Annotated in this window: 21 protein-coding genes and 1 pseudogene; 12 read left to right on the top strand and 10 right to left on the bottom strand. The window is 74.4% G+C overall.

The genetic code is table 11. From position 1 onward, the window contains the following. Positions 1 to 86: 86 nt before the first annotated feature. Positions 87 to 626, bottom strand: a pseudogene (locus tag ACLIYP_RS10305) (BREX-2 system phosphatase PglZ); the annotation flags it as partial. A gap of 141 nt (positions 627 to 767) precedes the next feature. Here ACLIYP_RS10305 and ACLIYP_RS10310 point away from each other — a divergent pair. The 5 genes from ACLIYP_RS10310 to ACLIYP_RS10330 are packed head-to-tail and all read left to right on the top strand — an operon-like array spanning position 768 to position 9183. Next, the gene (locus ACLIYP_RS10310; protein ID WP_412712830.1) at positions 768 to 3245 is read left to right on the top strand and encodes a 3-hydroxyacyl-[acyl-carrier-protein] dehydratase FabA; all 2478 of its coding nucleotides are present in this window, start codon (positions 768 to 770) and stop codon (positions 3243 to 3245) included. Beyond that, a complete protein-coding gene (locus ACLIYP_RS10315) occupies positions 3242 to 4849 on the top strand; it encodes a PfaD family polyunsaturated fatty acid/polyketide biosynthesis protein (protein WP_412712831.1) in 1608 nt (535 codons plus the stop codon). Before ACLIYP_RS10310 ends, ACLIYP_RS10315 begins: the two co-directional genes overlap by 4 nt. Next, a complete protein-coding gene (locus tag ACLIYP_RS10320) occupies positions 4849 to 6594 on the top strand; it encodes an acyl-CoA dehydrogenase (protein ID WP_412712832.1) in 1746 nt (581 codons plus the stop codon). The genes ACLIYP_RS10315 and ACLIYP_RS10320 overlap by 1 nt, the downstream gene beginning before the upstream one ends. A 25-nt stretch (positions 6595 to 6619) precedes the next feature. After that, on the top strand, positions 6620 to 8404 hold the full coding sequence (locus ACLIYP_RS10325) for an acyl-CoA dehydrogenase family protein (protein WP_412712833.1): 1785 nt from the start codon (positions 6620 to 6622) through the stop codon (positions 8402 to 8404). Beyond that, complete coding sequence (locus tag ACLIYP_RS10330) at positions 8401 to 9183, top strand: 4'-phosphopantetheinyl transferase family protein (RefSeq protein ID WP_412712834.1); 783 nt, start codon at positions 8401 to 8403, stop codon at positions 9181 to 9183. Before ACLIYP_RS10325 ends, ACLIYP_RS10330 begins: the two co-directional genes overlap by 4 nt. Position 9184: 1 nt before the next feature. Here the strand turns inward: ACLIYP_RS10330 and ACLIYP_RS10335 are convergent, their stop codons facing one another. Further along, positions 9185 to 9826, bottom strand: a complete 642-nt coding sequence (locus tag ACLIYP_RS10335) for a MerR family transcriptional regulator (protein ID WP_412712835.1) — start codon at positions 9824 to 9826, stop codon at positions 9185 to 9187. A gap of 155 nt (positions 9827 to 9981) precedes the next feature. Here ACLIYP_RS10335 and ACLIYP_RS10340 point away from each other — a divergent pair, with 155 nt between their 5' ends. The 3 genes from ACLIYP_RS10340 to ACLIYP_RS10350 all read left to right on the top strand — a co-directional run bounded on the left by ACLIYP_RS10340 (position 9982) and on the right by ACLIYP_RS10350 (position 12513). Beyond that, positions 9982 to 10383, top strand: a complete 402-nt coding sequence (locus ACLIYP_RS10340) for a DUF3291 domain-containing protein (protein WP_412712836.1) — start codon at positions 9982 to 9984, stop codon at positions 10381 to 10383. A 42-nt stretch (positions 10384 to 10425) separates the two neighbouring features. After that, positions 10426 to 11892, top strand: a complete 1467-nt coding sequence (locus tag ACLIYP_RS10345; RefSeq protein ID WP_412712837.1) for an MFS transporter — start codon at positions 10426 to 10428, stop codon at positions 11890 to 11892. A gap of 339 nt (positions 11893 to 12231) precedes the next feature. Beyond that, positions 12232 to 12513: a GlsB/YeaQ/YmgE family stress response membrane protein gene (locus ACLIYP_RS10350; RefSeq protein WP_093659358.1), complete on the top strand. Its 282-nt coding sequence runs from the start codon at positions 12232 to 12234 to the stop codon at positions 12511 to 12513. A 611-nt stretch (positions 12514 to 13124) separates the two neighbouring features. Here the strand turns inward: ACLIYP_RS10350 and ACLIYP_RS10355 are convergent. Beyond that, entirely contained in the window at positions 13125 to 13880 is a 756-nt protein-coding gene (locus ACLIYP_RS10355) for an SAM-dependent methyltransferase (protein ID WP_412712861.1), read from the bottom strand. Positions 13881 to 14280: 400 nt separating this feature from the next. Between ACLIYP_RS10355 and ACLIYP_RS10360 the strand changes: the two genes are divergently transcribed. Then, positions 14281 to 14889: an RNA polymerase sigma factor gene (locus ACLIYP_RS10360; RefSeq protein WP_412712838.1), complete on the top strand. Its 609-nt coding sequence runs from the start codon at positions 14281 to 14283 to the stop codon at positions 14887 to 14889. A gap of 1 nt (position 14890) precedes the next feature. Continuing rightward, positions 14891 to 15622, top strand: a complete 732-nt coding sequence (locus ACLIYP_RS10365; RefSeq protein ID WP_412712839.1) for a hypothetical protein — start codon at positions 14891 to 14893, stop codon at positions 15620 to 15622. A gap of 22 nt (positions 15623 to 15644) precedes the next feature. Here ACLIYP_RS10365 and ACLIYP_RS10370 read toward each other — a convergent pair whose 3' ends face one another. The 4 genes from ACLIYP_RS10370 to ACLIYP_RS10385 form a co-directional block, all read right to left on the bottom strand. Next, positions 15645 to 16325, bottom strand: a complete 681-nt coding sequence (locus ACLIYP_RS10370) for a lysophospholipid acyltransferase family protein (RefSeq protein WP_412712840.1) — start codon at positions 16323 to 16325, stop codon at positions 15645 to 15647. 304 nt (positions 16326 to 16629) lie between these two features. Continuing rightward, positions 16630 to 17460: an SAM-dependent methyltransferase gene (locus ACLIYP_RS10375; RefSeq protein ID WP_412712841.1), complete on the bottom strand. Its 831-nt coding sequence runs from the start codon at positions 17458 to 17460 to the stop codon at positions 16630 to 16632. Between the two features lie 113 nt (positions 17461 to 17573). Continuing rightward, positions 17574 to 17810, bottom strand: coding sequence for a DUF397 domain-containing protein (locus ACLIYP_RS10380; RefSeq protein WP_093659346.1), 237 nt, complete (start codon positions 17808 to 17810; stop codon positions 17574 to 17576). Beyond that, positions 17811 to 18671 (bottom strand): helix-turn-helix domain-containing protein, encoded by an 861-nt coding sequence (locus ACLIYP_RS10385; RefSeq protein WP_412712842.1) that lies wholly within the window; start codon positions 18669 to 18671, stop codon positions 17811 to 17813. It lies immediately after the preceding gene. 137 nt (positions 18672 to 18808) lie between these two features. On the opposite strand from ACLIYP_RS10385, the gene ACLIYP_RS10390 reads away from it, so the two are divergent. Continuing rightward, positions 18809 to 19369 (top strand): ATP-binding protein, encoded by a 561-nt coding sequence (locus ACLIYP_RS10390; RefSeq protein WP_412712843.1) that lies wholly within the window; start codon positions 18809 to 18811, stop codon positions 19367 to 19369. Next, entirely contained in the window at positions 19369 to 19884 is a 516-nt protein-coding gene (locus ACLIYP_RS10395) for a hypothetical protein (RefSeq protein WP_412712844.1), read from the top strand. The genes ACLIYP_RS10390 and ACLIYP_RS10395 overlap by 1 nt, the downstream gene beginning before the upstream one ends. On the opposite strand, the gene dhaM is transcribed toward ACLIYP_RS10395, so the two are convergent. The 3 genes from dhaM to dhaK form a co-directional block, all read right to left on the bottom strand. Continuing rightward, entirely contained in the window at positions 19869 to 20273 is a 405-nt protein-coding gene (dhaM, locus tag ACLIYP_RS10400; protein WP_412712845.1) for a dihydroxyacetone kinase phosphoryl donor subunit DhaM, read from the bottom strand. The two genes, ACLIYP_RS10395 and dhaM, sit on opposite strands and share 16 nt — an antisense overlap. After that, positions 20270 to 20911: a dihydroxyacetone kinase subunit DhaL gene (gene dhaL / locus ACLIYP_RS10405; RefSeq protein ID WP_412712846.1), complete on the bottom strand. Its 642-nt coding sequence runs from the start codon at positions 20909 to 20911 to the stop codon at positions 20270 to 20272. Before dhaL ends, dhaM begins: the two co-directional genes overlap by 4 nt. Before the next feature lie 64 nt (positions 20912 to 20975). Beyond that, positions 20976 to 21968 carry a dihydroxyacetone kinase subunit DhaK gene (gene dhaK, locus ACLIYP_RS10410; RefSeq protein ID WP_412712847.1) on the bottom strand — a complete coding sequence of 331 codons (993 nt, stop codon included), beginning with the start codon at positions 21966 to 21968 and terminating at the stop codon, positions 20976 to 20978. Between the last annotated feature and the right edge of the window lie 370 nt (positions 21969 to 22338).

The following is a 22338-nucleotide window of genomic DNA, read 5'->3' on the forward strand; positions in this document are numbered from 1 at the left end:
GCAGCCGCCGTCACCCCGGCCGGAACCGACGACCCGCCCAGCGAGGAGGAGCTGCTGGCCCACCTCTCCGACTGGCTGCCCCCCTACGCCGTCCCCGTCCACTGCGTGTTCCTGGACGCCATGCCGCCGGGCACGGGCGGCCAGCCGCCCGCGGCGGGCGGGGTGGCGTCCAGGAGTGCCTCGGCGGCCCAGTCGGCGTCCCTGAGCCGGGGGTCCGTCTGCCGGGCGCCGAACGCCTCGCGGACGACGTCCCAGCCGTCGACCGTGTCGATGCGCTGCTTGTGGACGCGGGCGAGGACGGCCGGGTCGAGTTCGTTCTGCTCGCGGTCGGTGAGGACGACCAGGACGGCGGGGCCTTCGCGGCGGCCCGCCAGGTGGTCGAGGACGAGTTCGTGGACGGCCAGCGGGGAGGGCGCCGCAACGATCCCGGCCGTGCGGCCCTCGCCCCAGACGGGCTCGGCCGGGCCGTCCCACCGGGGTTCGGAGCGCAGCAGCACGACCCGCCGCCTGCCCCCGCCGCCGCCCGTCAGGGAGGCGGCGAGGGAGGACTGCGAGGACAGGTACTGGGTGACGGTCGCGGTGTTCAGCCGGACGGCTCCGGGAACGGCGACAGTGGTGTCCGTCATTCGACGACCCGCCAGGTGATCTCGATGGTGGCTTCGGGGTTGCGGGCGGCCAGTTCCGCCAGTTCCGCCCGGAGGTCGGCGGCGGCCCGGGCCGCGGTCGTGCGGCGGCCCCCGGACTTGCCCGCCGCGGCGCCGCCCGCCGTGCCCGCGGCGCCCGCGGGACGGGAGAGGACCGTACTGTGGGACGAGCGGGACCTGCTGGAGTTCGCGCGCGGCAGGGTCGCGCCGGTCTTCGGCCCGGCCTTCGCCGAGGTCGACACCTACCCGCGACGCTGCCGCCTGCCCGAGCCGCCGTACCTCTTCGTCAGCCGGGTCACCCGGATCACCGGTGAGACGGGGCGCTTCGAGCCCGCCGAGATCACCACCGAGTACGACGTCCCGGTCGGCGCCTGGTACACGGTGGACGGCCTGGTCCCGTGTGCGGTGACCATCGAGGCCGGCCAGTGCGACATGCTCCTGATCGCCTACCTCGGCATCGACTTCCGCACCCGCGGCGAGCGCGTCTACCGGCTGCTGGACAGCAGCCTGGTCTTCCACGGAGGACTGCCCCGCGAAGGGCAGACGCTGCGCTACGACATCCGCATCGACCGCTTCGTGTGGAACGGCGACAACCTGCTGTTCTTCTTCAACTACCGCTGCTACGCCGACGGCGAGCTGATCCTGGAGCTCCTCGACGCCTGCGCCGGGTTCTTCACCCCCGCCGAACTCGCCGACTCCCTGGGCGTGGTGGAGAGCGCCGCGGACCGCAGGCGGCGTGCGGCGATGGAGCCCGCCTGGTTCAAGCCGCTGGCCCGCACCGACCGCACCTCCCTGACCGGGAAGGACCTGGAACTGCTGGCCGCGGGCCGCCCGGGAGAGGTGTTCGGCCCGCGCTGGGACCAGAGCGCCGACGGCTGCAACCGCTCGCTGCGCCTGCCCGGGGACATGCTGCGCATGATCGACGAGATCCCGGTCGTCGACCGGCTGGGCGGACCGCGCCGGCTCGGCGCGCTCACCGCCGTCAAGCGGCTGGACCCCGAGGGCTGGTACTTCGCCTGCCACTTCACCGGGGACCCGGTGCTGGCCGGATCGCTCATCGCCGAGGGCGGGGTGCAGCTGCTGCAGACGTACGCCATGTACCTGGGGATGCACCTGGTCTTCCCGGACGCCGAGTTCCAGGCGGTGCCGGGCCTGGAGACCGAGGTCAAGGTGCGCGGCCAGATCACCCCGCACACCCGCGAGGTCCGCTACGAGGTGGAGATCACCGATCTGACCATGCTGCCGCGGCCCACCGTCGTCGCCGACATCACCGTCTACGACGGCGACAAGCCCATCGTGGCCATGCGGGACTTCGGGGTGCGGGTGCAGGAGAGGCCCGGCACCGCCTACCGGCCCGAGGCCGGCGGCCTCCCGGCCTTCCTCGGCCGCCGCAACGAGCGCGGCGAGGCGGCCTTCATCAACGAGCTCCACCTCGCCCACGCCGCCAGGGGCGACCTGGGCACGGCGATGGGCACGGAGTTCGAGATCTACGCGGGCCGGCGCGCGCCCTACATCCCCAACGGCGACTTCCGGTTCGTGGACCGCATCATGCGGCTGGACGGCACCCGCGGCGAACTGCGTCCCGGCGCCACCATGGCCACCGAGTACGACTCCCCGCCCGAGGCCTGGTACTACCGGGACACCGCCGGGCCGGAGATGCCCAACTGTGTGGTGATGGAGACCTCCCTGCAGGCGGCGATCCTGCTCGGCTACTACCTGGGCGCCACCCTGGCCAGCCCGGACGAGGAGCTGTCGATCCGCAACCTGGACGGCCGCGCCCGTTTCGTGCGCCGCCCCGAGCTGGCCGGCCGGACGGTCCGGCACGAGTCGGAGCTGCTGTCCAGCCAGTCCGTGCCGGGCGCCATCCTCCAGAAGTTCCGCTACCGGCTGCTCGCCGACGACGAGGTGTTCTACGAGGGCGAGTCGCTCTTCGGGTACTTCACCGAGCAGGCACTCTCCAACCAGGTCGGGCTGGACTCCGGCACCTACGTCCCGCCGTGGCTGGAGACCGAGCGGGCCGGCCTCGACCCGGCCCGGACGCGGACCCTGGCCGTCCGCTCCGACGACCGCTGGTTCGCGCCCCAGCCCGGCACCGGACTGCACCTGGCCGACGACCACCTGCGGATGGTCGACGAGGTGACCTTGGTGGACGGCGGCGGCGTCCACGGGCAGGGCTACATCCACGGCAGCCGCACCGTCGCCGACGACGACTGGTACTTCGACTGCCACTTCCACCGCGACCCGGTGATGCCCGGGTCGCTGGGGGTGGAGGCCGTCATCCAGGCCCTCCAGGTCCACGTCATCGACTCCGGCCTGGCGGACGGAATGGGGCCGGTGCGGTTCGGGGTGCCCCTCGACGTCGCCATGGGCTGGAAGTACCGCGGCCAGATCCTGCGCGGCGACGGCGAGATGACCTTCGACGCCCACATCAAGGAGGTCCGGCGGGACGGCGGCCGCCTCCTCGTCGTCGCCGACGCCGCCGTCTGGAAGCCGGGCCTGCGCATCTACGAACTCACCGACGTGGCCGTGGAGGTCGTCCCCGCCGCGCGGACGGAACAGGCCCGTGCGCAGGACGACACGGAGAAGGAGACCGGAGCATGACCACCCCCATGACGGGCGGCGCCCGCCACCGGGCCCGCACCGCACCCCCGACGCCCCGCACCGACCCGGCCGGCATCCAGCACGTCCTGGAACGGCTGGAGGAGCCCTGCTACATCGTCGGCACCCCGCAAGGCCCCGGCGCCACCACCGCCCGGCCCGGTCCCGGCACCCGGGTCCTGGCCGCACTCGGCCCGCTGCCGCCCGAGCGCCTGGGCTCCCGGGCCTTCCGCGAGCGGCACGGCGTCCGCCTGGCCTACCTGGGCGGCGCCATGGCGGGCGGCATAGCCTCCGAGGAACTGGTGATCGCCCTCGCCCGCGCCGGCTGCCTGGGCTCCTTCGGCGCGGCCGGCCTGCTGCCCGAGCGCATCGACCGCGCGCTGCGCCGCTTCGCCGCCGAACTCCCGGACCTGCCCTGGGCGGTCAACCTCATCCACAGCCCCAGCGAGGACGCCCTGGAGCGCGACGGGGTGGAGCTGCTGCTCAGGCACGGGGTGCGGTGCGTCGAGGCCTCGGCCTACCTGGACCTCACCCCGCACGTGGTGCGCTACCGGGTGGCCGGACTCCACCGGGGCCGCGACGGCCGGGTGGTGGCCGCCAACCGGCTCATCGCCAAGGTCTCGCGCCCGGAGGTGGCCGAGCGGTTCATGCGCCCCGCCCCACAGGCGATCACCGCCGACCTGCTGGCCCGCGGGCTGATCACCGCCGAACAGGCGGAGCTGGCGCGGTACGTGCCGCTGGCCGACGACGTCACCGCCGAGGCGGACTCCGGCGGACACACCGACCGGCGCCCGCTCACCGCGCTCTTCCCGGCGCTGCTGGAGACGCGCGACGCGATCCAGCGCGAGATGCGCTACCCGGTGCCGGTGGGGCTCGGCGCGGGCGGAGGCATCGGCACCCCGCACGCGGCCGCCGCCGCCTACGCCATGGGGGCCGACTACGTCGTGGTGGGCTCGGTGCACCAGTCGTGCCTGGAGTCCGGCACCTCCGAGCCCGCCCGGCGGCTGCTGGCCGAAGCGGGACTGGCCGACTGCGAAATGGCCCCCGCGGCCGACATGTTCGAACTCGGGGTGGAACTCCAGGTGCTCAAGAAGGGCACCCTGTTCCCGATGCGCGCCAAGCGCCTCTACGAGCTGTACCAGCGCCACGACGGCATCGAGGCGCTTCCCGAGGAGGAGCTGCGCCGCCTGGAGAAGCAGATCTTCCGCCGCCCGGTGGAGGAGGTCTGGCAGGAGGTCGAGGCGTACTTCGCACGCCGCGACCCCGACCAGCTGCGGCGCGCGGCGGCCGTCCCGCGCCGCCGGATGGCGCTGCTGTTCCGCTGGTACCTGGGGATGGCCTCGCGGTGGGCGGTGACCGGCGAGGCGGACCGCACGGCCGACTTCCAGGTGTGGTGCGGTCCGGCCATGGGCGCCTTCAACTCCTGGGCGCGCGGCACCTATCTGGCGGCGCCGGAGAACCGGCGGGCCGCGGACGTGGCCGGGCACCTGCTGCGCGGCGCCGCCTACACCGCCCGGGTGCACCAGCTGGCCCTCGCCGGGGTACGGCTGCCGCGCTCCTGCGCCGAGTACCGGCCGGCACCGCCGGCCGCGGAAGGGGAGCGGTGATGACGGCGGGCGCGGACCGGTGGCCGCGGTACGCCGCCGCCACCGCCCTGGAGCAGGAGCTGGGCGACCCGCGCGACGCGCGCAACCCGTTCGGGTTCGCCGCCGCGGCCGGCCGGGACGCCGCCGACGCCAGCCCGCGCGCACTGGCCGCACAGGCCGGGCCGCGGCTGCGCACCGCCTTCGTCCCGGCCGCCCTCGGCGGCACCCTGGAGGCCCTGGACGCCACGCTGATGCTGGTGAGGACCGCCGCCCGCCGGGACGCGGCGATCATGCCCGCCACCATGTTCGGCATCACCGCGGCCACCTGCGTGCTGATCGCCGGCTCCCCCCGGCAGCGCGAGCACGTCGTACGGCTGCTGGACGAGGGCGGCTCGCTCGGCTTCGCGCTCTCCGAGGCCGACCACGGCAGCGACCTGCTCGCCAACGGGACGCGGGCCGATCCGGTCCCCGGCGGCTACGCGCTGACCGGCGAGAAGTGGCTGGTAGGACTCGGCGGGAGGTGCGACGGACTGCTGGTGGTCGCCCGCACCGGCGGGCGCGGCCCGGCCGCCTTCTCCGCGCTGCTGCTGGACGGTGAGCAGGCCGCCGCCTCCCGTCGCGGCACCCGCCGCCCCACGGGCATGCGCGGTGCCGACCTGGCCGGTTTCCGCTTCGACGGCCTCACCGTGCCGCGGAGCGCGCTGGTCGGGGAGACGGGCCGGGGCCTGGAGACCGCGATGAAGGCCATGCAGGTGGTGCGCACCATGAGCACGGCGGCCAACCTGGCCTGCGCAGACACCGGCCTGCGCCTGGCGCTGGACTTCGCCGCCGCCCACCGGGCGGCCGGACGCGAGGTGCTGGCCCACCCGGGCACCCGGCGCGAACTGGCCACCGCGGCGGCCCTGCTGCTGGCCGGGGACGCGGTGGCCCTGACCGCCGCTCGCGGCCTGCACGTGCTGCCCGCCGCCCAGAGCCTGTGGTCGAGTGTGGCCAAGAAGGTCCTCACCGATGCCTGCGAGGAGGCGCTCGCGCGCTGCGCGGACGTGCTCGGCAGCCGCGGGGTGCTGCGCGACGGTCCGTACGCGGTCTTCGACACGCTGCGGCGGGACAACGCCGTCGTCCGCCACATCGACACCAGCCCCACCGCCAACCTCCGCCTGGTCGCCGCCCACTTCGCCCGGCTGGCCGCCGCGCGGCCCGTGGCGGACGCGGACCCCGGCGCCCTCGCCCGGACGTGCGCGCTGGACGCTCCGCTGCCCGAACCGCGTCTGGACCGTCTGGAGCTGTCCGACCGCGGCCCGGACCCGGTGCTGGAGGCGGTGCCGGCGGTGGCCGCCGGGGCCAGGGAGGTGCTGGAGAAGGCGGGCGAACTGCGGGCGGCGCTGGCCGTCACCCGGCTGGAGCGGGTCGTGTCCTGGACCGGGCACGCCCTGCGCACCCGCCGGGGCGCCGACCCGCTGCGCGACCAGGACCTGGCCGCGAGGCTGTGCTGGGTGCACGCCGCCGCGAGCTGCCTGCTGCTGTGGTGGCACAACCGCGACCGCCGGCTGTGCGGCGCGCCCGGGGGCGACCCCGCCTGGCTCACGGCCGTCCTTACGGTGCTGACGGCCCGGGCCGCCGGCCGCCCCGCACCGCTGCCCGGGGAGGACGCGGAGGCGCTCCTGGCCACCTTGCTGCCGCTGCACGAGGCCGACCGGCTGTTCTCCCTCGCCGCCCTGCCCCTGGCACACGGCAAGCCCGTGCCGGCGGAAGGAGCGTCCGCATGACCCGCCCTCTGGAAGGAGCAGCCGTATGAACGCCGGGAAACTCGCCTCCCTCGCCGGGGAGTTGGAGGACTACCTGGGCGATCCGCACGACGACCGGTCGCGGATGCCGTTCGCCCGCGTCCTCGAGCACGACGAGCGGGAGCAGTACCCCCACCAGATGGTGAGCCTGCTGCAGGACTGGGGCCTGCACCACTACTGCCTGCCCGAGCGGTGGGGCGGGCGGGCCGGCGACGTGGAGGTGGGGTTCCAGCTCGTGCGGCTGGTGGCCCGCCGGGACCCGACCACCGCCACCGCGCTGATGATCACGAACGTGGCGTTCATGCCGACCTGGATCGCCGCCACCGACGAACAGGGCCGCGCCGCCGTCGAGGCGATCAACCACGGCGGACGGATGGCCTGGGGACTGACCGAGCGCGAGCACGGCAGCGACATCCTCGCCAACGAGATGAGGGCCGAGAAGGTCCCCGGCGGCTACGTGCTGACCGGTGAGAAGTGGCTGATCGGCAACGCCACGGTGGCCGACGTGGTCAGCGTCCAGGCCCGTACCGACCCGCGGGGCGGACCGGGCGGATGGTCGGTCTTCGCGGTGGACAAGCGGCGCTGCCCGGCCGGTTCGGTGATGCCGCTGCCCGCCGAGCGCCTCCACGGGCTGCGGGCCATCGACATGAGCGGCATCCGGCTGGACGGTGTGTTCGTGCCAGAGGAGTGCCGGATCGGAGCCGAGGGGCAGGGGCTCGAACTGGCCCTCCAGGGCGCCCAGGTGGCCCGCACGGTGATCTGCGCGATCGCGCTGGGCGCGGTGGACACCGCACTGCGGGTGACCCTGGACTTCGCCGAGCGGCGCTCGATCTTCGGCCGGAAGGTCGCCGACATCCCCTACTCGCGGCGCCAGCTCGCCGAGTCCTTCGCCGACCTGATGGTGGCCGACGCGGTCTCCACGGCGGCGGTCCGCTCCCTGCAGGCCGCCCCGGAGCAGGCCAGCGTCTTCTCCTCGGTCGTGAAGTACTTCGTGCCCACCCTGCTGGACCGCACGATGGCGCAGCTCTCGGTGGTGCTGGGCGCCCGCCAGTACCTGCGCGCCCACCCGCACTACGGCGTCTACCAGAAGATGCTGCGCGACCTGCTCGCGGTGCACTTCGTCGACGGCAACACGGTGGTGAACCTCAAGAGCGTCGGCGCCCAGCTCGACGGGCTGCTGGCGGCGGCGGTCTCGGCGGACGACGCGGCCCGCGCCGAGGCCGCGCAGCGCGCGTCCAGGGTGTACGACGCGGAGGCGCCGCTGCCGGTCTGGGAGCCGCACCGGCAGCTCCTGGTCAGCCGCGGCCGCGACGACACGGTGGTCTCGCTGCCGGTGGCCGTGGAGCGGCTGCGGGCCATGGCGGCCCGGCACGGCGATCGGCGCCAGCGGGACTGGCTGGGCCGCGCGGCGGACCTGGCGGTGCGGCTGTCGGGTGAGTTCGCCCGGCTGCGGGCCGAACTGGACCTGCTGAAGCGGGCCCAGGGCCGCGGGTACGGGGCCTCGGCCGAGCTGTTCCGGCTGGCCGAGCGCTACTGCGCCCTGCACGCGGCCGCCGCCTCGGTGCAACTGGCCGTCGGCTCGGCCCGGGTGTTCGGGGAGGGGTTCCCCGACGGCGCGGTGCTGCTGCTCTCCCTGGAGAGGGTGTGGCGGCTGCTGCACCCCACCGAGACGGTGACCGACCCGGAGGTCGTGGACCGGGTGATGGAGGTGCTGCGCGACCTGCACACCGCACCGCGGCTGTTCTCCGCCCGGCCCGTTCCCGTCCGTGCCTCCGCGCCGGGGCCCGAGTGACCGCAGGACTGGCAGGACTGGCAGGAGGGGCAAGGCGGGCGGAGCACCGGGCGCAGCTCTGGCTGCTGGCCGAGGAGTCGGTGGACGCGCAGGCGGCGCGGTACGCCGCAGCGCTGCTCGGCGCCGACGAGCGGCGCCGGCTGGAGCGGCTCCGCCCGCCGGACGGGCGGCGCCGCTTCCTGGGCGCGCGGCTGCTGTGCCGCACGGTGCTGGGGGAGCTGCTGGGCCGGCCCCCGGCCGCGCTGCGGTTCGTCCGCGGCGGGCTGGGCCGGCCGGAGCTGGATCCCAACCCGTGGGGGGTGCGGTTCAGCGTCTCCCACACCCCAGGTCTCATCGGCTGCCTGGTGAGCGGGGAGGGGCCGTGCGGACTGGACGTGGAGCGGGCGGAGGCGGCCGGGCCGGCGGTCCGTTACGGGCAGCGGTGGCTGGCCCCCGCGGAGCGGGAGCTGCTGGCCGGGCTGGACCCGGCACCGCGGGCGCGGGCGTTCACCGACCTGTGGGTGCTGAAGGAGGCGTACACCAAGGCCCTGGGGCTGGGTTTCCAGCACCGCTTCGACGGGTTCCGGCTCGGCCCGGACGAACACGGCCGGGTCGTGCTGGAGGACCCGTCGGTGCCGCCGGAGGCGGCCGCGCGCTGGCGCTTCGCCCTGCTGTCGGTGCCCGGCGGGTACCGGCTGGCGGTGGCGGTGCGGCGGGACGACGCCGGGGGCGGCCCGTGGTCCGCCCCCCGGCCGCGGTACCTCGACCCGCGCACGGTGGCGGCCGGTGCCGGCCGGTGACTCACCCGCCGGCGCCGCCGCCCTGGCCGGCGTACCGCAGCGCGGCCTCGTTCTCCTGCGCCATCCGGCGCAGGGTGGCCAGGACCGGCTCCATCAGGACGGTCAGCACCAGGGCCCGTTCGGCGATGTCGATCCGGTCCTCGATTCCGGCGAGCTGGTCCAGGTCCAGCCGGGCGGTGGCGGCGGCCAGTTCGGCGTACGGCACCAGTTCCTCGGCGCCGTAGTCGGCACCGACCTCGCGCAGCGCCCGCAGCCCGGCGGCCAGCGCCCCGCGCAGCGGCGACTGCTCGGTGACGGTCCAGCCCATCCGCTCGACGAGCCGTTCCACCTCGGCCGCGCTGCCGTCCGTGCCGTCCCCCTCCGGCGCCGCGGCCACCGGCGAACGCAGGGCGTAGTGCGTCACGCCGAGGGTCTCGTACCGGCCGAGCGGCTCGCCGACCGCTTCCAGGACCTCCCTGGTGGCGGCCACCGAGAGGCCCCCGAGCGTGATGAGGGCTCTGACCAGCCGCAGCCGGCGCAGGTGCTCCTCCTCGTACTCGGCCTGGTTGCTGGCGGTCGCCCGACCGGGCCGCAGCAGCCCCTCCCGCAGATAGAACTTGATCGTCGGAACGGGGACGCCGCTGCGGCGGCTCAGCTCGGACATCCTCACGGGGTTCCTCGATTCCGCGGCGGGTGCGGCACGTACCGCATATGGACACAGCAAGTGTAACGTGCCACTATCGATAGTGGATAGTGCCACTATTAGCTCACCGCAGGTGACGCCCGCGCGCCCTGCCCGCCAGTCAAGGACCCCGCGCCATGCCGAAGCTCCCCTGGACCACGATCAACCCCGCCGCCCCCACAGCCGAAGCAGTCGTCATGGCCTCCCGGCTGGAGGTCCGCTCCCTGCGGCACGTCCCCCGCTTCTTCTGGTTCTCCCTGGCGTCGTGGCGTCAGGCCCGCCGGTCGCCGGGGGCCTTCGGGGCCTCGCTCATCGCCCAGCTCGGCCGCGGCGTCTTCTGGACCCTCTCGGCCTGGGAGAGCAAGGAGGCGGTGTACGCCTACGCCAAGGCCGAACCGCACAACTCGATCATGAAGCGGCTGCGGCCCACCATGCGCGAGTCCCAGTTCGTCTTCTGGACCGTCCCCGCCGAGCGGCTCCCCGTCTCCTGGGAGGACGCCCGCGCCCGACTGGCGGAGGAACGGGCCCGGCAGTCCTGACCCGCCCCCACCCGCCGCCGACCACCCTGACGGGAGAACACCATGCCAACCGCCGCACCACCCGCGCCGACCGCCGGGCGTACGCCGCTGTGGCCGGCGATCGTCGCCTGCTCCCTGCCGATGTTCATGACCGCCCTGGACAACCTGGTGGTGTCCACCGCGCTGCGGACCCTCCAGCAGGACCTCGCGGCCAGCGCCCAGGACCTGCAGTGGTTCGTCAACGCCTACACCCTGGGCTTCGCCTGCTTCCTGCTGGTCTGCGCGGGCCTGGGCGACCGCTACGGCCGCCGCCGGTTCTTCGTCCTGGGCATCGTCGTCTTCACGCTGGCCTCCGTCGGCTGCGGCCTCTCCGACACCAGCGGCGAGCTCATCGCCTTCCGCGCCCTTCAGGGACTGGGCGCCGCCGCGGTCATGCCCCTGTCACTGACCCTGCTCTCCGCCGCGGTGCCGGACCGCCTGCGCGGCCTGGCCGTGGGCCTGTGGAGCGCGGTCAGCGGCACCGCCGTAGCGCTCGGGCCGGTGGTGGGCGGCGCGGTCGTGGAAGGCCTCGACTGGCAGTGGATCTTCTGGATCAACGTGCCGGTCGGGCTGGTCGCGGTGCCGCTGGCGCTGCTCGTCCTCAAGGAGAGCCGCGGCGAGCGGGCCCGCATCGACGTCGAGGGCATGCTGCTGGTCACCGCCGGCCTGCTCGCCCTGGTCTGGGGCATCGTCAACGGGGAGACCCGCGGCTGGAGCGACGGCCGGGTGCTGCTCGCCCTGGCCGGCGGCGTGGTGCTGCTCGTGCTGTTCACCCTCTGGGAGCGGCGCACCAAGGCACCGCTGCTGCCGCTGCGCTTCTACCGGGTCCGCGCCTTCACCCTCACCAACGTCGTCTCCGCCGCCATGTACTTCGGGGTGTTCGGCTCCATCTTCCTGCTGGCTCAGTACCTGCAGATTGCGCCCCCGCGCACCCCGCTGCACGCCGGTGTGCTCACCCTGTCCTGGACCCTGATGCCGATGTTCGTGGCACCGCTGGCGGGCATGCTCACCGAACGGGTGGGCGGCGGTCGGCTCATGGGCCTGGGTCTGCTGCTCCAGGCGGGCGGTCTGGTCTGGATCAACCTGGTGGCGACCACCGACACCCCCTACTCCCACCTGGTGGCGCCCATGGCCCTCGCCGGTATCGGCATGGGCCTGACCTTCGCTCCCGCCGCGACCGTTGTGCTCTCCTCCGTGCGAAAGACGGAGCACGGCAAGGCCTCCGGCGCCAACAGCACCGCCCGGGAGATCGGCGGCGCCCTGGGCGTGGCCGTCCTGGGCACGGTCTTCGCGGCCCACGGCGGCTACCTGTCCCCGCAGGACTTCGTGGACGGCGTGCGGCCCGCACTGTGGATCGGGGCCGCGGTCGCCGCGCTCGGCGGCCTGGTGGCCTTCGCCATCCCCAGGCGGCACGCCGCGTCCCCGGAACCGGACGGCGAAGGCACCGGACCGGCCGCCCCGGACGCGCTGGAGGTGCGGCAGGCGGTCTGACGACCGGGAGGGACGGGGCGGGTACGGGCGGGGGAGGCCCGGCGGGCCGCCCGGCCGGCGTCCCGCGCCCGACTGTGAGGCCGCGTCACCGCGGTGGTGAGGCCCCACCGGCGGTCGTACGGCCCGGAACGGCGCGGAGCCATGGAGAGGCGCCGGGTTCGGTCCGCGGCAGCGATCCGTCCCGCCCGGGTACGGCACACGGCCGGTGCCGCGCGGCCGGGGCGGGAAGGAAATCCCCTGCTCCGCACGTCTTTTCGCGGTGCTCCGGAAAACTCCCTTGTTTGGCTGGCGAGTTCATGGCAAGGCGGTTCTCTGAAGACGACAAGGAGGTACCCAGACATGGGCATCATCGCGTGGATTCTCATCGGTCTGCTCGCCGGAGCGATCGCCAAAGCCCTCATGCCCGGCAAGGACCCGGGCGGCATCCTCGTCACGATGCTGATCGGTATCGTGGGCGGCCTTCTCGGTGGTTTCCTGGGCAAGGTGATATTCGGCGTCGATTCGATCGACGGATTCTTCGATCTCTCCACCTGGATCGCCGCCATCATCGGCTCGGTCATCGTTCTGGCCATCTACCGGGCCGTGACCGGTCGCGGCAACCGCCGCCACGTACACGCCTGACCCGGCACGGGTCTTCCGGACATGCGGTGGTCGTTGACCGACCTGTCGCCGCATCGGCCGGCCGGCGTGGTACGGCGCGCCCTTCGGACCGGTTCCACCGGCCGATTCGCGGGCGATCCGCGCACCCCCGGCGTCCCCCTCACCAGAGCGGGCCGCCGGGGGTGCGCCGTGCCGAGGGGCGGCCGGCCGCCGCAACACCCTCCCGGCGCAGGCCCGCTCCTCCGCGCACCCCGTGCACTCCGCCTGTCTCGCGGTGCGGGACGGCACGGCGCCCGCCGGCGGCCCGCTCTGGTGAGGGGGCCGAAATCACCGGCGCGCATCCTCGCCCCCGATTCCGCCGGGATCCGCCGGCGTCGGAAGGCAGGGAGGACGGGAGGACGGGGAAAGACGAATTCGGCGGGGCTATTCGGAGCGGGGGTGAACGCGGAGTGTTCTTCCTCGCCGGGGGGGCGCCCGTTCCGGCCGGTGAATTACCAGGTACGAGTCCCTCCCGGAAAACCGGAACGGAGCGGAACGGCATCGCGGGCCGCTCCGCCGTGCGGGAGGAAAACGCCGTCACCCCGCCCGGCGCGCCCGGCCGGACGCGGGCCCGGTACCCCGGCGGCCCGCGGTCAGGGCTTGCGGGCGACGGCGGCGTAGCAGGCCGCCTCGGCGTCGGTGACGTCGCCGAAGGTCTGGCCGGGGTCGGGGCGCCAGCGGTGGGAGGTGGTGATCCCCGGCTCGAACAGTTCCCAGCCGCTGAAGAATCGGGTGAACTCCTCCCGGGTGCGGGCCTGTCCGGGGGTCCCCGAGGCGCGGTAGGCCTCGGTGAGACGGGCGATGCCCTCCGGATCGAAGTCGGGGGTGACATGGCTGATGGCGAGGGTGCTGCCGGACGGCAGCGCGTCCTTGAAGTACTCGACGATCTCGTGCGCCCGGCGCTCGCCCGGCACGAAGTGCAGGAGCGCGTTGAGGCTGAGCGCCACCGGCTCGCCCAGGTCCAGGGTCTGCTTCACCTCGGGTGCGGCCAGGAGGGCGGCCGGGTCGGTGGCGTCGGCCTGGACGTAGGCGGTGCGCCCCGCGGGGTGGCTGCGCAGCAGGGCCTGGGCGTGGGCCAGGACGATGGGGTCGTTGTCGGCGTAGACGACCCGTGCTTCGGGCGCCACGTCCTGGGCCACCTCGTGGAGGTTGGGGGAGGTGGGGATGCCGGTGCCCACGTCGAGGAACTGGCGCATGCCGACGGTGGCCAGGAAGCGGGTGGCCCGGTGCATGAACTCCCGGTTGGCGCGGGCGGCGACCAGGACGGACGGGAAGAGGGCCATGGCCCGCCCGGCGGCCTCGCGGTCGGCGGGGAAGTTGGTGTGGCCGCCGAGGTAGTAGTCGTACATACGGGCGGAGTGCGCCCGGTCCAGTTCCAGGTCGACCGCGCTGTCGTCCGCGCCGCCGGTGGTGCCGTCGACCGTCTGGGACACCTTGACCCCGCCCTTCGTGAGCACTCGTCGGTTCGCCGCCGGCCCCCAACACGTCTGTGGGAGAGGATGGTTGAGACAGGGGGTGTGCTGTACCTTCCCCTCCACCCGCCACGGCGGTAATCACACTATTACGCTGGGCTCATTTTTTGGGAAACCCACTGTCCGACGATGCCCACGATCCGATTGGCTTGGCGGGCGAGGTCCCGTCCCCTCGCGTCGGCAGCGGCCTCCACCGGGAGCGCCGCGGCGCCAGCGGGGCGGGACGCCCGCGACCGACGACCCGACGAGCACCCACACGGAGCCGGGAAGACCCGCGGTGAACACCCCTGACAACGTCCCCGTCGACGTGGACGCCGACCCCCCACAACCCCCCGCCCCCCACCGGCGGATGACCCTGACCTTCGACGCCTTCCACGAGTACCACCACCGGATGTGGCTGCGGTACGCCCGTACCCAGGTGGGCAGCCGCACCGGCGCGGAGACGGTCGTGGAGGCCGCCTGCGCGCATCTGCTCGGCCACTGGAACCACGTACTGGAACAGGAGTCCGTCCCGGCCTACGCCTGGGCCGTGCTCAAGGAGCGGATCCGGGAGTGGCTGGACCGCGAGGGCCGGGCCCCGGCGCTGGCGGAGACCGCGGCCTTCGACGCCGCCCGCCGCGGCCGGCTGCTGGAGGAACTGCTGGACGGGGCGGACGGCTTCGCCGCCCTGGAGAACGGGCTGCGCCTGTACACGGCCATCGCCGAACTGCCCGAACGGCAGCACGACGTCGTCGTCCTGCGCTATGTACTGGGATGCCCGGAGGAGGACGTGGCCGAGTACCTGGGCTGCGGCACGGTCGCCGTGCGCGCGCAGGTGCGGCACGCCAAGCGGAAACTGGCGGCCAGACTGGGCCCGAGAAGGAACGACAGGACGGGAGAGCGGTAACGTGCGCGGCACCGAGGAGCACCGGAGGATCGACGCGCTGCTGGAGGGGGCTGAGGTCCTCGGCGGCGAGTACGACGACTACGACCCGGCCGCAGCGCGGGAACGCATCGCCCGTGCCCTCACCGCCGCCCCGCCCCGCGCTCAGCCTCCCTCGCGTCCGGACACCGGATGGCGGTACCGCACCGTCCACGAACAGGCCGCCCACGACCTGGATCTGGCCATCTCCCTGGTGGTTGGTTCGCCCGGGGCGGCCGAGAGCCTGGCGCGGCTGGTGGACCACCAGCGCACCGAGCCCGAGGGCGCCCTGGTCTTCGCCTGCCTGCTCCATCTGGTCGGCCACCGGGACGCGGCCCAGTTCTGGTGGCAGTTCGCGGCCGGCGGCGGCAGCCGCACCGCGGCCTTCTGCCTCTGCCTCCACCACCGGCGCCTCGGGGAGTTCCGCGACGCCGACTACTGGCGCCGGCAGGCCGCCCTGCTGGGGAGCGCCCGCAGCGCCGCCCGCGCTTCCCGCAGCGCCGCCGCCGTGCCCGGGCTGCGCGGCTTCCTGCTGCCCGACGCCATCCGCCGGGACCTGCTCAGCCAGTGCCACCGCGGACGGCACCCCCGGCTGCCGCCCGCGGTGGAGGCGGTGGTCAACCGGCTGCGCGTCGCCGGCGACGACGAGGACTACGGCGAGATCCCCCGGCCCGAGCCGGGGCTGCCCGACGAACTCGCCGGGCCCCGCCGCCACTGAGGCGCCCCGAGGCGGGCGCGGTTCAGGCGGTCGCCGTGAAGTCCCCGGGGGAGTGGACGGGGTGGCCGGCCCGGTCCGCCGCGATCCGCCAGGCGGCGACGACCGCCCGGCGGGCGCGGGCGGTGGCCGTGACCACGTCGCCCGAGAGCCGGACCGGCTCGCCGACGTGGACGTGTACGCCGGGACGGCGCAGCGGGGCGGTGACGAATCCGGCGACCTGCTTGGCGGTGGACCCGGAGCTGATCCGGCGGGAGCCGGCCTGCCCGAGGGGGACCACCGGAGCGCCGGTGGCCAGCGCCAGCCGGGCCAGCCCGCTGCGGAACGGACCGGGCTCGGCCTCGCCGGAGTCCGCGCGGCGCGGCAGACCGCCCTCGCCGTAGATGAGCACGACCCGCCCCGCCGCGAGCGCGGCGGCGGCGGCCTCCAGCGAGGCGGCGGCCCGCTCGGTGCCCCGGTGCACCGGTACGTGCCCGTCGCGGACGAGGGCCTGGCGCAGGCCGGGTATCCGCCACAGCCCGGCGGTCGCCAGCACCACGGGTCTGGTGTCCAGGCGGTGCAGGGCGGCCAGGACCACGCCGGGGTCGACCAGGGAGGTGTGGTTGGCGGCGACGATGCTGCCGGGCGCGAGGTCGGCGCCGGGGTCGCTGGTGACCCGCAGACGGCCGAGAGCGGGGACGACGGTACGGGCGACGGTGCTGAGCACGGCGGGCTCCTCTGGGTGGCTTCTGTGCGGTTCCGGTGCGTCCGCCGGACGCCGGGTGCCGGATGCCGGACGTCGGGAGGGGCGGCGGACCCCATCCTCGCCGGGCGCGCCCGGCGGCGCCTGAGTAGCCGTACTCATCCGCCCCCGGTGTCCTTCCCGCACGGTCGCGGCGGCTCGTGCCCCCTGCCCCTGCTTCCCTGCCCCCGGCCCGCCGCTCGTGGCGGAAGCGGCGGGGCCCGCCGGGCGCGGCCGTACGCCTCGGCGCACCGTACGGACGCGGGACCGTGACGCGGCGAAGCTGCGGCTACCGGCCCGGCTTGCGGCCCATGCCGCCGGCCACCAGCAGGCCGGCGATGTCCAGCGGGGCCTTCACCGGCTCGTCGGGCTGCCAGTACGGCAGGTAGACCACGCCGGGCTCGACCATCTCCAGGCCCTCGAAGAAGGCGGCGATCCGGGCCATGCTGCGCAGCTGCCCCCGGCCGAGGGCCTGCCGCAGCACCGACTCCAGGCCGAGGGCCTCCGGGGTGGAGGAGCAGAAGTGGGTGAGCAGCAGATAGCCGCCCGGGCCCAGCCACTTCTTGTAGGTCTCCACCAGCCCGTCGGGGTCCTCCTCGTCGAGGAGGTGGTGGACCACGGCGTTGAGGATCAGACCCACCGGGCGGTCCGGGTCCAGCATGCCGGTCACGTCGGGGTGGCCGAGCAGGACGTCGGGCTCGCGTATGTCGGCGGTGACGACGACGGTGCGGTCGTCGTCCTCCAGCAGCGCACGGCCGTGCGCGAGGACGATGGGGTCGTTGTCGACGTAGACGACCTTCGCCCCGGGGTTGACCTCCTGGGCCACCTGGTGGGTGTTCTGCGCGGTGGGGAGGCCGGAGCCGATGTCCAGGAACTGGTCGATGCCCTGGCGGGCCATGTAGCGCACCGCGCGCACCAGCAGCCTGCGGTTGGTGCGCGCGCCCTCGCCCCCGTCGGGGAAGGCCCTGGCCACCTGCTCGGCGATCTCCTGGTCCACCGGGTAGTTGTCCTTGCCTCCGAGGATCGCGTCGTAGACGCGGGCGATGCTCGGGACGGAGGTGTCGATCTCGACCGGCTCCCGGGCCGACCGGCTCCGTGTCCAGCTCATGTCGTCGGCCATCTGGTTCGTCCTCCGTCTGTGTGATCGGTCGTCGGGCCGTGCGGATCGGGTGCGTGAGCGGGTCCCCGGACGGCGGGCGGGCCTGGAGCCCGCCGGCCGGGGACCCGCGGGGTTCAGGAGAGGAGGAAGTCCGCCTCTCCCGCCTTGGCGCCCTGGATGAAAGCGCTGATCTCACCGGGGGTGTAGATCAGCGCGGGACCGTCCGGATCGGTGGACTGGCGGATGGCGACCCGGCCGTCGGGCAGCCTCCTCGCCTCCAGGCAGTTGCCGCCGTTCCCACCGCTCCACGGCCTGTGCCAGCCCTCGGTGCCGAGATCGCTGGCGCGCATGCCGTTGTATATGCGGTCCATTCAGAGCTCCTTGCGGAAATCCCGGAGGATCTCCTTGGTACGTCGTGCCGTTGCCGCCTGGGCCGACATGCGGTCCAGGAGTTCGAGGTGGGAGGCGACCTCGGTGCGCTCGTCCAGGTAGACGGCGCCGGTGAGGTACTCCACGTAGACCATGTCCGGGAGTTCGGGGAGGCCGAAGCGGAAGAGGACGAACGGCCCGTAGGTGCCCGGGTGGAACCCCGAGGAGAACTCGGTGATCTGCAGCGTGACGTTCGGCCGCTCCGCCTCCTCCAGCAGCCGGTCGACCTGGGCCCGCATCACCCGCGGCGGGCCGACGGGGCGGCGCAGCGCCGTCTCCTCCACCAGCACCCACAGGCGCGGGGCGTCCGCGCGGGTGAGCAGGTGCTGGCGCTCCATGCGCAGCGCCACGTGCCGCTCGACCCCGCCCTTGACGGTCCGGCCGATCGCGCCCTTGCGCAGTATGTGCCGGGCGTACTCCTCGGTCTGCAGCAGACCCGGGACGACGTGCGGCTCGTAGGCCCGGATCACCCTGGCGGAACTCTCCAGGCTGACGTGGACGCTGAACCAGTCCGGCAGCACATCGCGGAACCGCTGCCACCAGCCCGGCCTGTTGGCCTCCTCGGCCAGTGCGACGAAGGTCTCGGCGTCGCGGCCGGCGACCCCGTAGGACTCCAGCAGTAAACGGACGTACGGGATCTTCAGCGCGACCTCGGCCGTCTCCATCCTGCGGATGGTGGCGGAGGCGACGTGGAGGACCTTCGCGGCCTCCTCGCGCCTCAGCCCCGCCTTCTCGCGCAGGTCCTGGAGCCGCCTGCCCAGCACGAGCTGGCCCACGGTCGGGGCGGACCGGGGCTCACTCATCGCGTGTTCCTCCTGGTGTCCTGACCATGTCCCGCAGTGTGCCACGGAGTTGACGGCGCGAACACCCTGCACCGGCGACTCTGGATTTTTCAGAGTGTCCCTTGCCAACTGTCCCCTCCGATGAGCATAGTGACGGTGTGACACGGTTCACCTCGACGCGGTCCAGGACGTGCTGCACGCTCCACGACCGCCTTCTCCCCCCGTCCCTGGGACCGGCCGTGCCGTTCGGCGGAGCCGCCGGGCACCCGGCCCCACGCGCCCGGAGCCGGCCCCCGCTGCGCAGAACGGACTTCGCGCTGCCGGCGCGCGCCGAGTCGGTGGCGAAGGCGCGCCGCCTCGTCCGCGGCCTGCTGGCCGGGTGGGGCGCGGACGAGGAGACCTGCGACACGGCCGCTCTGGTGGTCTCGGAACTGTTCACCAACACGGTGGTGCACACCGGCAGCGGATCGGTGGTGTGCGAACTGCGGGAGGAGGCGGGGTCCACCGCCCGTGAGGGGGCGCCGCTGCGCCTGGAGGTGTGCGGCCGCAGGCCGGGCCCGCCCACCTGCCCCGCACCCCGGGCCCGTCTTCCGAGGGAGGAGCACGGCCGCGGGCTGCTGCTGGTCGAGGCCGTCAGCGAGGCCTGGGGGATCCGGGACGTACGCGGCTGCGGCTGGTCGGTGTGGGCCCGCCTGCCGGCGGCCGCCGCGGAACGCTGATGCGCGCCCCGGGCACCGGCCGTGCGGCGCGTCTCGTACGCCGCCTGTGCTCACCGGCCGTGCGGGGCGCGGACGCCGTGACGGGCGGGCACGGCAGACTGCGGCTCCCCGCGGACCTGCCCGCTCCGCTCGGATACGACGCGGTCGGGGTGGACGCCGCCCTGGGGCCGCGGATCACGGGGAAGCTGCCCCGCGCGGGGTGCGTGTTCGCCGACGCCGAGCGGTGGTGGTGGATCGTGCCCTCCGGGGCCGACATCGGGGTGACCTGGCCGCCGGCGGCCCGCTACGCGGCCGGCGCCCTCGTCGCCGCGCACCCGCCGGGGAGCGGCCCGCGCCTGGCCCACCGGCCCGAGGACGGCATCCCCTACACCCACCCCGTGGTGCTCTACATCGCCGTGTGCAACGCCGTCGGCGTCCGCCCGGTCTGGACGGACGGACGCGACCCGGCGGCGGTACGGAAGCCCCCGCGCGGGCGGGGACCGGGCGGCGCGGGCTCCGCTCAGAGCTTGCGGTAGCCGTACGCCTCCGTCGCGGCCGCCGCGACCGCGTCCAGATCGGCGCCGGTGGAGGCGGTGACCACGGCCGCGACCGCGCCCTCGACGAACGGCGCGTCCACCAGACGCGTGCCCGGGGGCAGTTCGTCCTCGGCCAGGAGCGTGCGCACCGTCAGCACCGCGCTGCCCAGATCCGCCAGCACCGCGACGCCCGCGCCCCGGTCGACCCGGTGGGCCGCCTCGGTGATCAGCTCCGAACTGGTGCCCAGCCCGCCGTCCCCGGTGCCGCCGGCGGGCGCGACCGGGACGGCGGCGCCCGCCAGCCCGAGCGCCATGTGGGCGACGGACTCGGCCACCTGCCTGCTGTGCGAGACCAGTACGACGCCCACCTGCCTGCTCGCCTCGCTCATGCGGACTCCCCGGCCGAGGTGGTTCCGGCGGTTTCGGCGAGCGCGGCGAAGAACAGCGCCGAGGAGGTGGCGCCGGGATCCTGGTGTCCGACGCTGCGCTCGCCCAGATAGCTGGCCCGGCCCCTGCGCGCCCGCATCGGCACGGTGGCGGCGGCCCCCTCCTCGGCGGCCCTGCGCGCCGCCTCGAAGCCGCCGCCCGAGTCGTCCAGGGCCTCGACGGCCGGGTACAGCGCGTCCAGCATCGTCTTGTCGCCCCGTGCCGCCGAACCCAGCTGCGCCACCGCCTCCACCCCGGTGCGCAGCGCCTCCCGCAACTGCTCCGGCTCCACGCTCTCCTGATCGCCCAGCGCCTTGCCCGCGCGGCGCAGCAGCGTCCCGTAGAGCGGGCCCGAGGCGCCGCCGACGGTGGAGATCAGCCGGCGCCCGGCGAGGGTGAGCACCGCGCCGGGGGAGGAGGGGGCCTGCTCCTCCAGGGCGGCGACCGCGGCGGTCAGACCGCGCCGCATGTTGGCGCCGTGGTCGGCGTCGCCGATGGCGGAGTCCAGCTCGGTCAGCCGGTCCGCCTCCCGGTCCACGGCGGCCGAGACCGCGGACAGCCAGCGGCGGAAGAAGTCGGCGTCCAGTGCGACGGTCACCACGGTCTCCTTGTCTGCGGGCGGTGCCTCGGGGGCTGCGTCCGGTTCCCTGCCCGGCCGGCCGGGGTCACATGCCCCAGCGCAGCGCGGGGGTGCGCACCGGCGCGTCCCACAGCCGCAGCAGTTCCTCGTCCGCCTGGCACAGCGTGACGGAGCAGCCCGCCATGTCGAGCGAGGTGACGTAGCTGCCGACGAGGGTGCGGGCCACGGCCACGCGGCGTTCGCCGAGCACGCGGTGGACCTCGGCGGCGAAGCCGTACAGCTCCAGCAGCGGGGTGCCGCCCATGCCGTTGACCAGCGCCAGCACCGGGCGGTCCGGGCGCAGGTCGTCCAGCACCGCGTCCACGGCCGTGTCCGCGATCTCGCCGGAGGTCATCATCCCCCGCCGCTCGCGGCCCGGCTCCCCGTGGATGCCGATGCCCAGCTCCAGCTCTCCGGGCGGCAGGTCGAAGGTGGGCACGCCCCGCGCCGGGGTGGTGCAGGCGCTCAGCGCGACGCCGAAGCTGCGGGAGGACTCCACCACCTGCCGGGCCACCGCCTCCACCCGCTCCAGCGGTGCGCCCGCCTCGGCCGCCGCGCCCGCCAGCTTCTCCACGAACAGCGTGGCGCCGGTGCCGCGCCGCCCGGCGGTGTAGGTGCTGTCGACCACCGCCACGTCGTCGTCCACCAGCACCCGGGCCACCTGCACGCCCTCGTCCTCGGCCAGCTCGGCGGCCATGTCGAAGTTCAGCACGTCACCGGTGTAGTTCTTCACCACGAACAGCACCCCCCGGCCGCTGTCCACGGCGGCCGCCGCCCGTGCCATCTGGTCCGGGACGGGCGAGGTGAACACCTCGCCCGGGCAGGCGGCGTCCAGCATCCCGGGGCCGACGAACCCGCCGTGCAGCGGCTCGTGCCCGGATCCGCCGCCGGAGACCAGCCCCACCTTGTCCGCGACCGGCGCGTCCCGGCGCACCACCACCCGGTTGTCCACGTCGACCGTCAGCTCCGGATGGGCGGCGGCCATGCCGCGCAGGGCGTCGGCCACCACCGTCTCCGGCACGTTGATCAGCATCTTCATGGGTTTCTCCCGGTAAGCTTAGCGGGTGGGCGTCGGCCTGCATTTTTGCTGGTCAAGTCAGGTTCGGGTAGTCCTCGGTCCTGGCGGTCCGTAGCGGCCGGAAGCGGGTTGTGGCGGTACTGATGCTGACTTAATGCTGACTTTAGTGACGCCGTGTCAGGTTCCTGCGGTAGATCGACAGCATGCCGACCGGATTCCTACGGAGGCAGTATCGGCCTTGCGACAGCGAAGGTCACGTGCAAGAACGTCATGGGCGCGCCCCGGTCCGAATCAGGGTGCACTTGGTTGCGGTCGGACGTCGATGTCTATGCGCACACCGGGCCTCGTCAACACGTAGGGTGCGGGGACGTTCCAGCCCTTGCATACGGTT

The organism is Streptomyces nanhaiensis, assembly GCF_046614825.1.
Classification (GTDB): domain Bacteria; phylum Actinomycetota; class Actinomycetes; order Streptomycetales; family Streptomycetaceae; genus Streptomyces; species Streptomyces radiopugnans.

Coding starts and splice junctions, on each gene's coding strand:
- ACLIYP_RS10355 (WP_412712861.1), bottom strand. CDS start 13,880: ATGTACGACTACTACCTCGGCGGCCACACCAACTTCCCCGCCGACCGC.
- ACLIYP_RS10350 (WP_093659358.1), top strand. CDS start 12,232: ATGGGCATCATCGCGTGGATTCTCATCGGTCTGCTCGCCGGAGCGATC.
- ACLIYP_RS10380 (WP_093659346.1), bottom strand. CDS start 17,810: ATGGACCGCATATACAACGGCATGCGCGCCAGCGATCTCGGCACCGAG.
- ACLIYP_RS10345 (WP_412712837.1), top strand. CDS start 10,426: ATGCCAACCGCCGCACCACCCGCGCCGACCGCCGGGCGTACGCCGCTG.
- ACLIYP_RS10385 (WP_412712842.1), bottom strand. CDS start 18,671: ATGAGTGAGCCCCGGTCCGCCCCGACCGTGGGCCAGCTCGTGCTGGGC.
- ACLIYP_RS10375 (WP_412712841.1), bottom strand. CDS start 17,460: ATGGCCGACGACATGAGCTGGACACGGAGCCGGTCGGCCCGGGAGCCG.
- ACLIYP_RS10340 (WP_412712836.1), top strand. CDS start 9,982: ATGCCGAAGCTCCCCTGGACCACGATCAACCCCGCCGCCCCCACAGCC.
- dhaK (WP_412712847.1), bottom strand. CDS start 21,968: ATGAAGATGCTGATCAACGTGCCGGAGACGGTGGTGGCCGACGCCCTG.
- ACLIYP_RS10315 (WP_412712831.1), top strand. CDS start 3,242: ATGACCACCCCCATGACGGGCGGCGCCCGCCACCGGGCCCGCACCGCA.
- ACLIYP_RS10335 (WP_412712835.1), bottom strand. CDS start 9,826: ATGTCCGAGCTGAGCCGCCGCAGCGGCGTCCCCGTTCCGACGATCAAG.
- ACLIYP_RS10395 (WP_412712844.1), top strand. CDS start 19,369: ATGCGCGCCCCGGGCACCGGCCGTGCGGCGCGTCTCGTACGCCGCCTG.
- dhaM (WP_412712845.1), bottom strand. CDS start 20,273: ATGAGCGAGGCGAGCAGGCAGGTGGGCGTCGTACTGGTCTCGCACAGC.
- ACLIYP_RS10320 (WP_412712832.1), top strand. CDS start 4,849: ATGACGGCGGGCGCGGACCGGTGGCCGCGGTACGCCGCCGCCACCGCC.
- ACLIYP_RS10325 (WP_412712833.1), top strand. CDS start 6,620: ATGAACGCCGGGAAACTCGCCTCCCTCGCCGGGGAGTTGGAGGACTAC.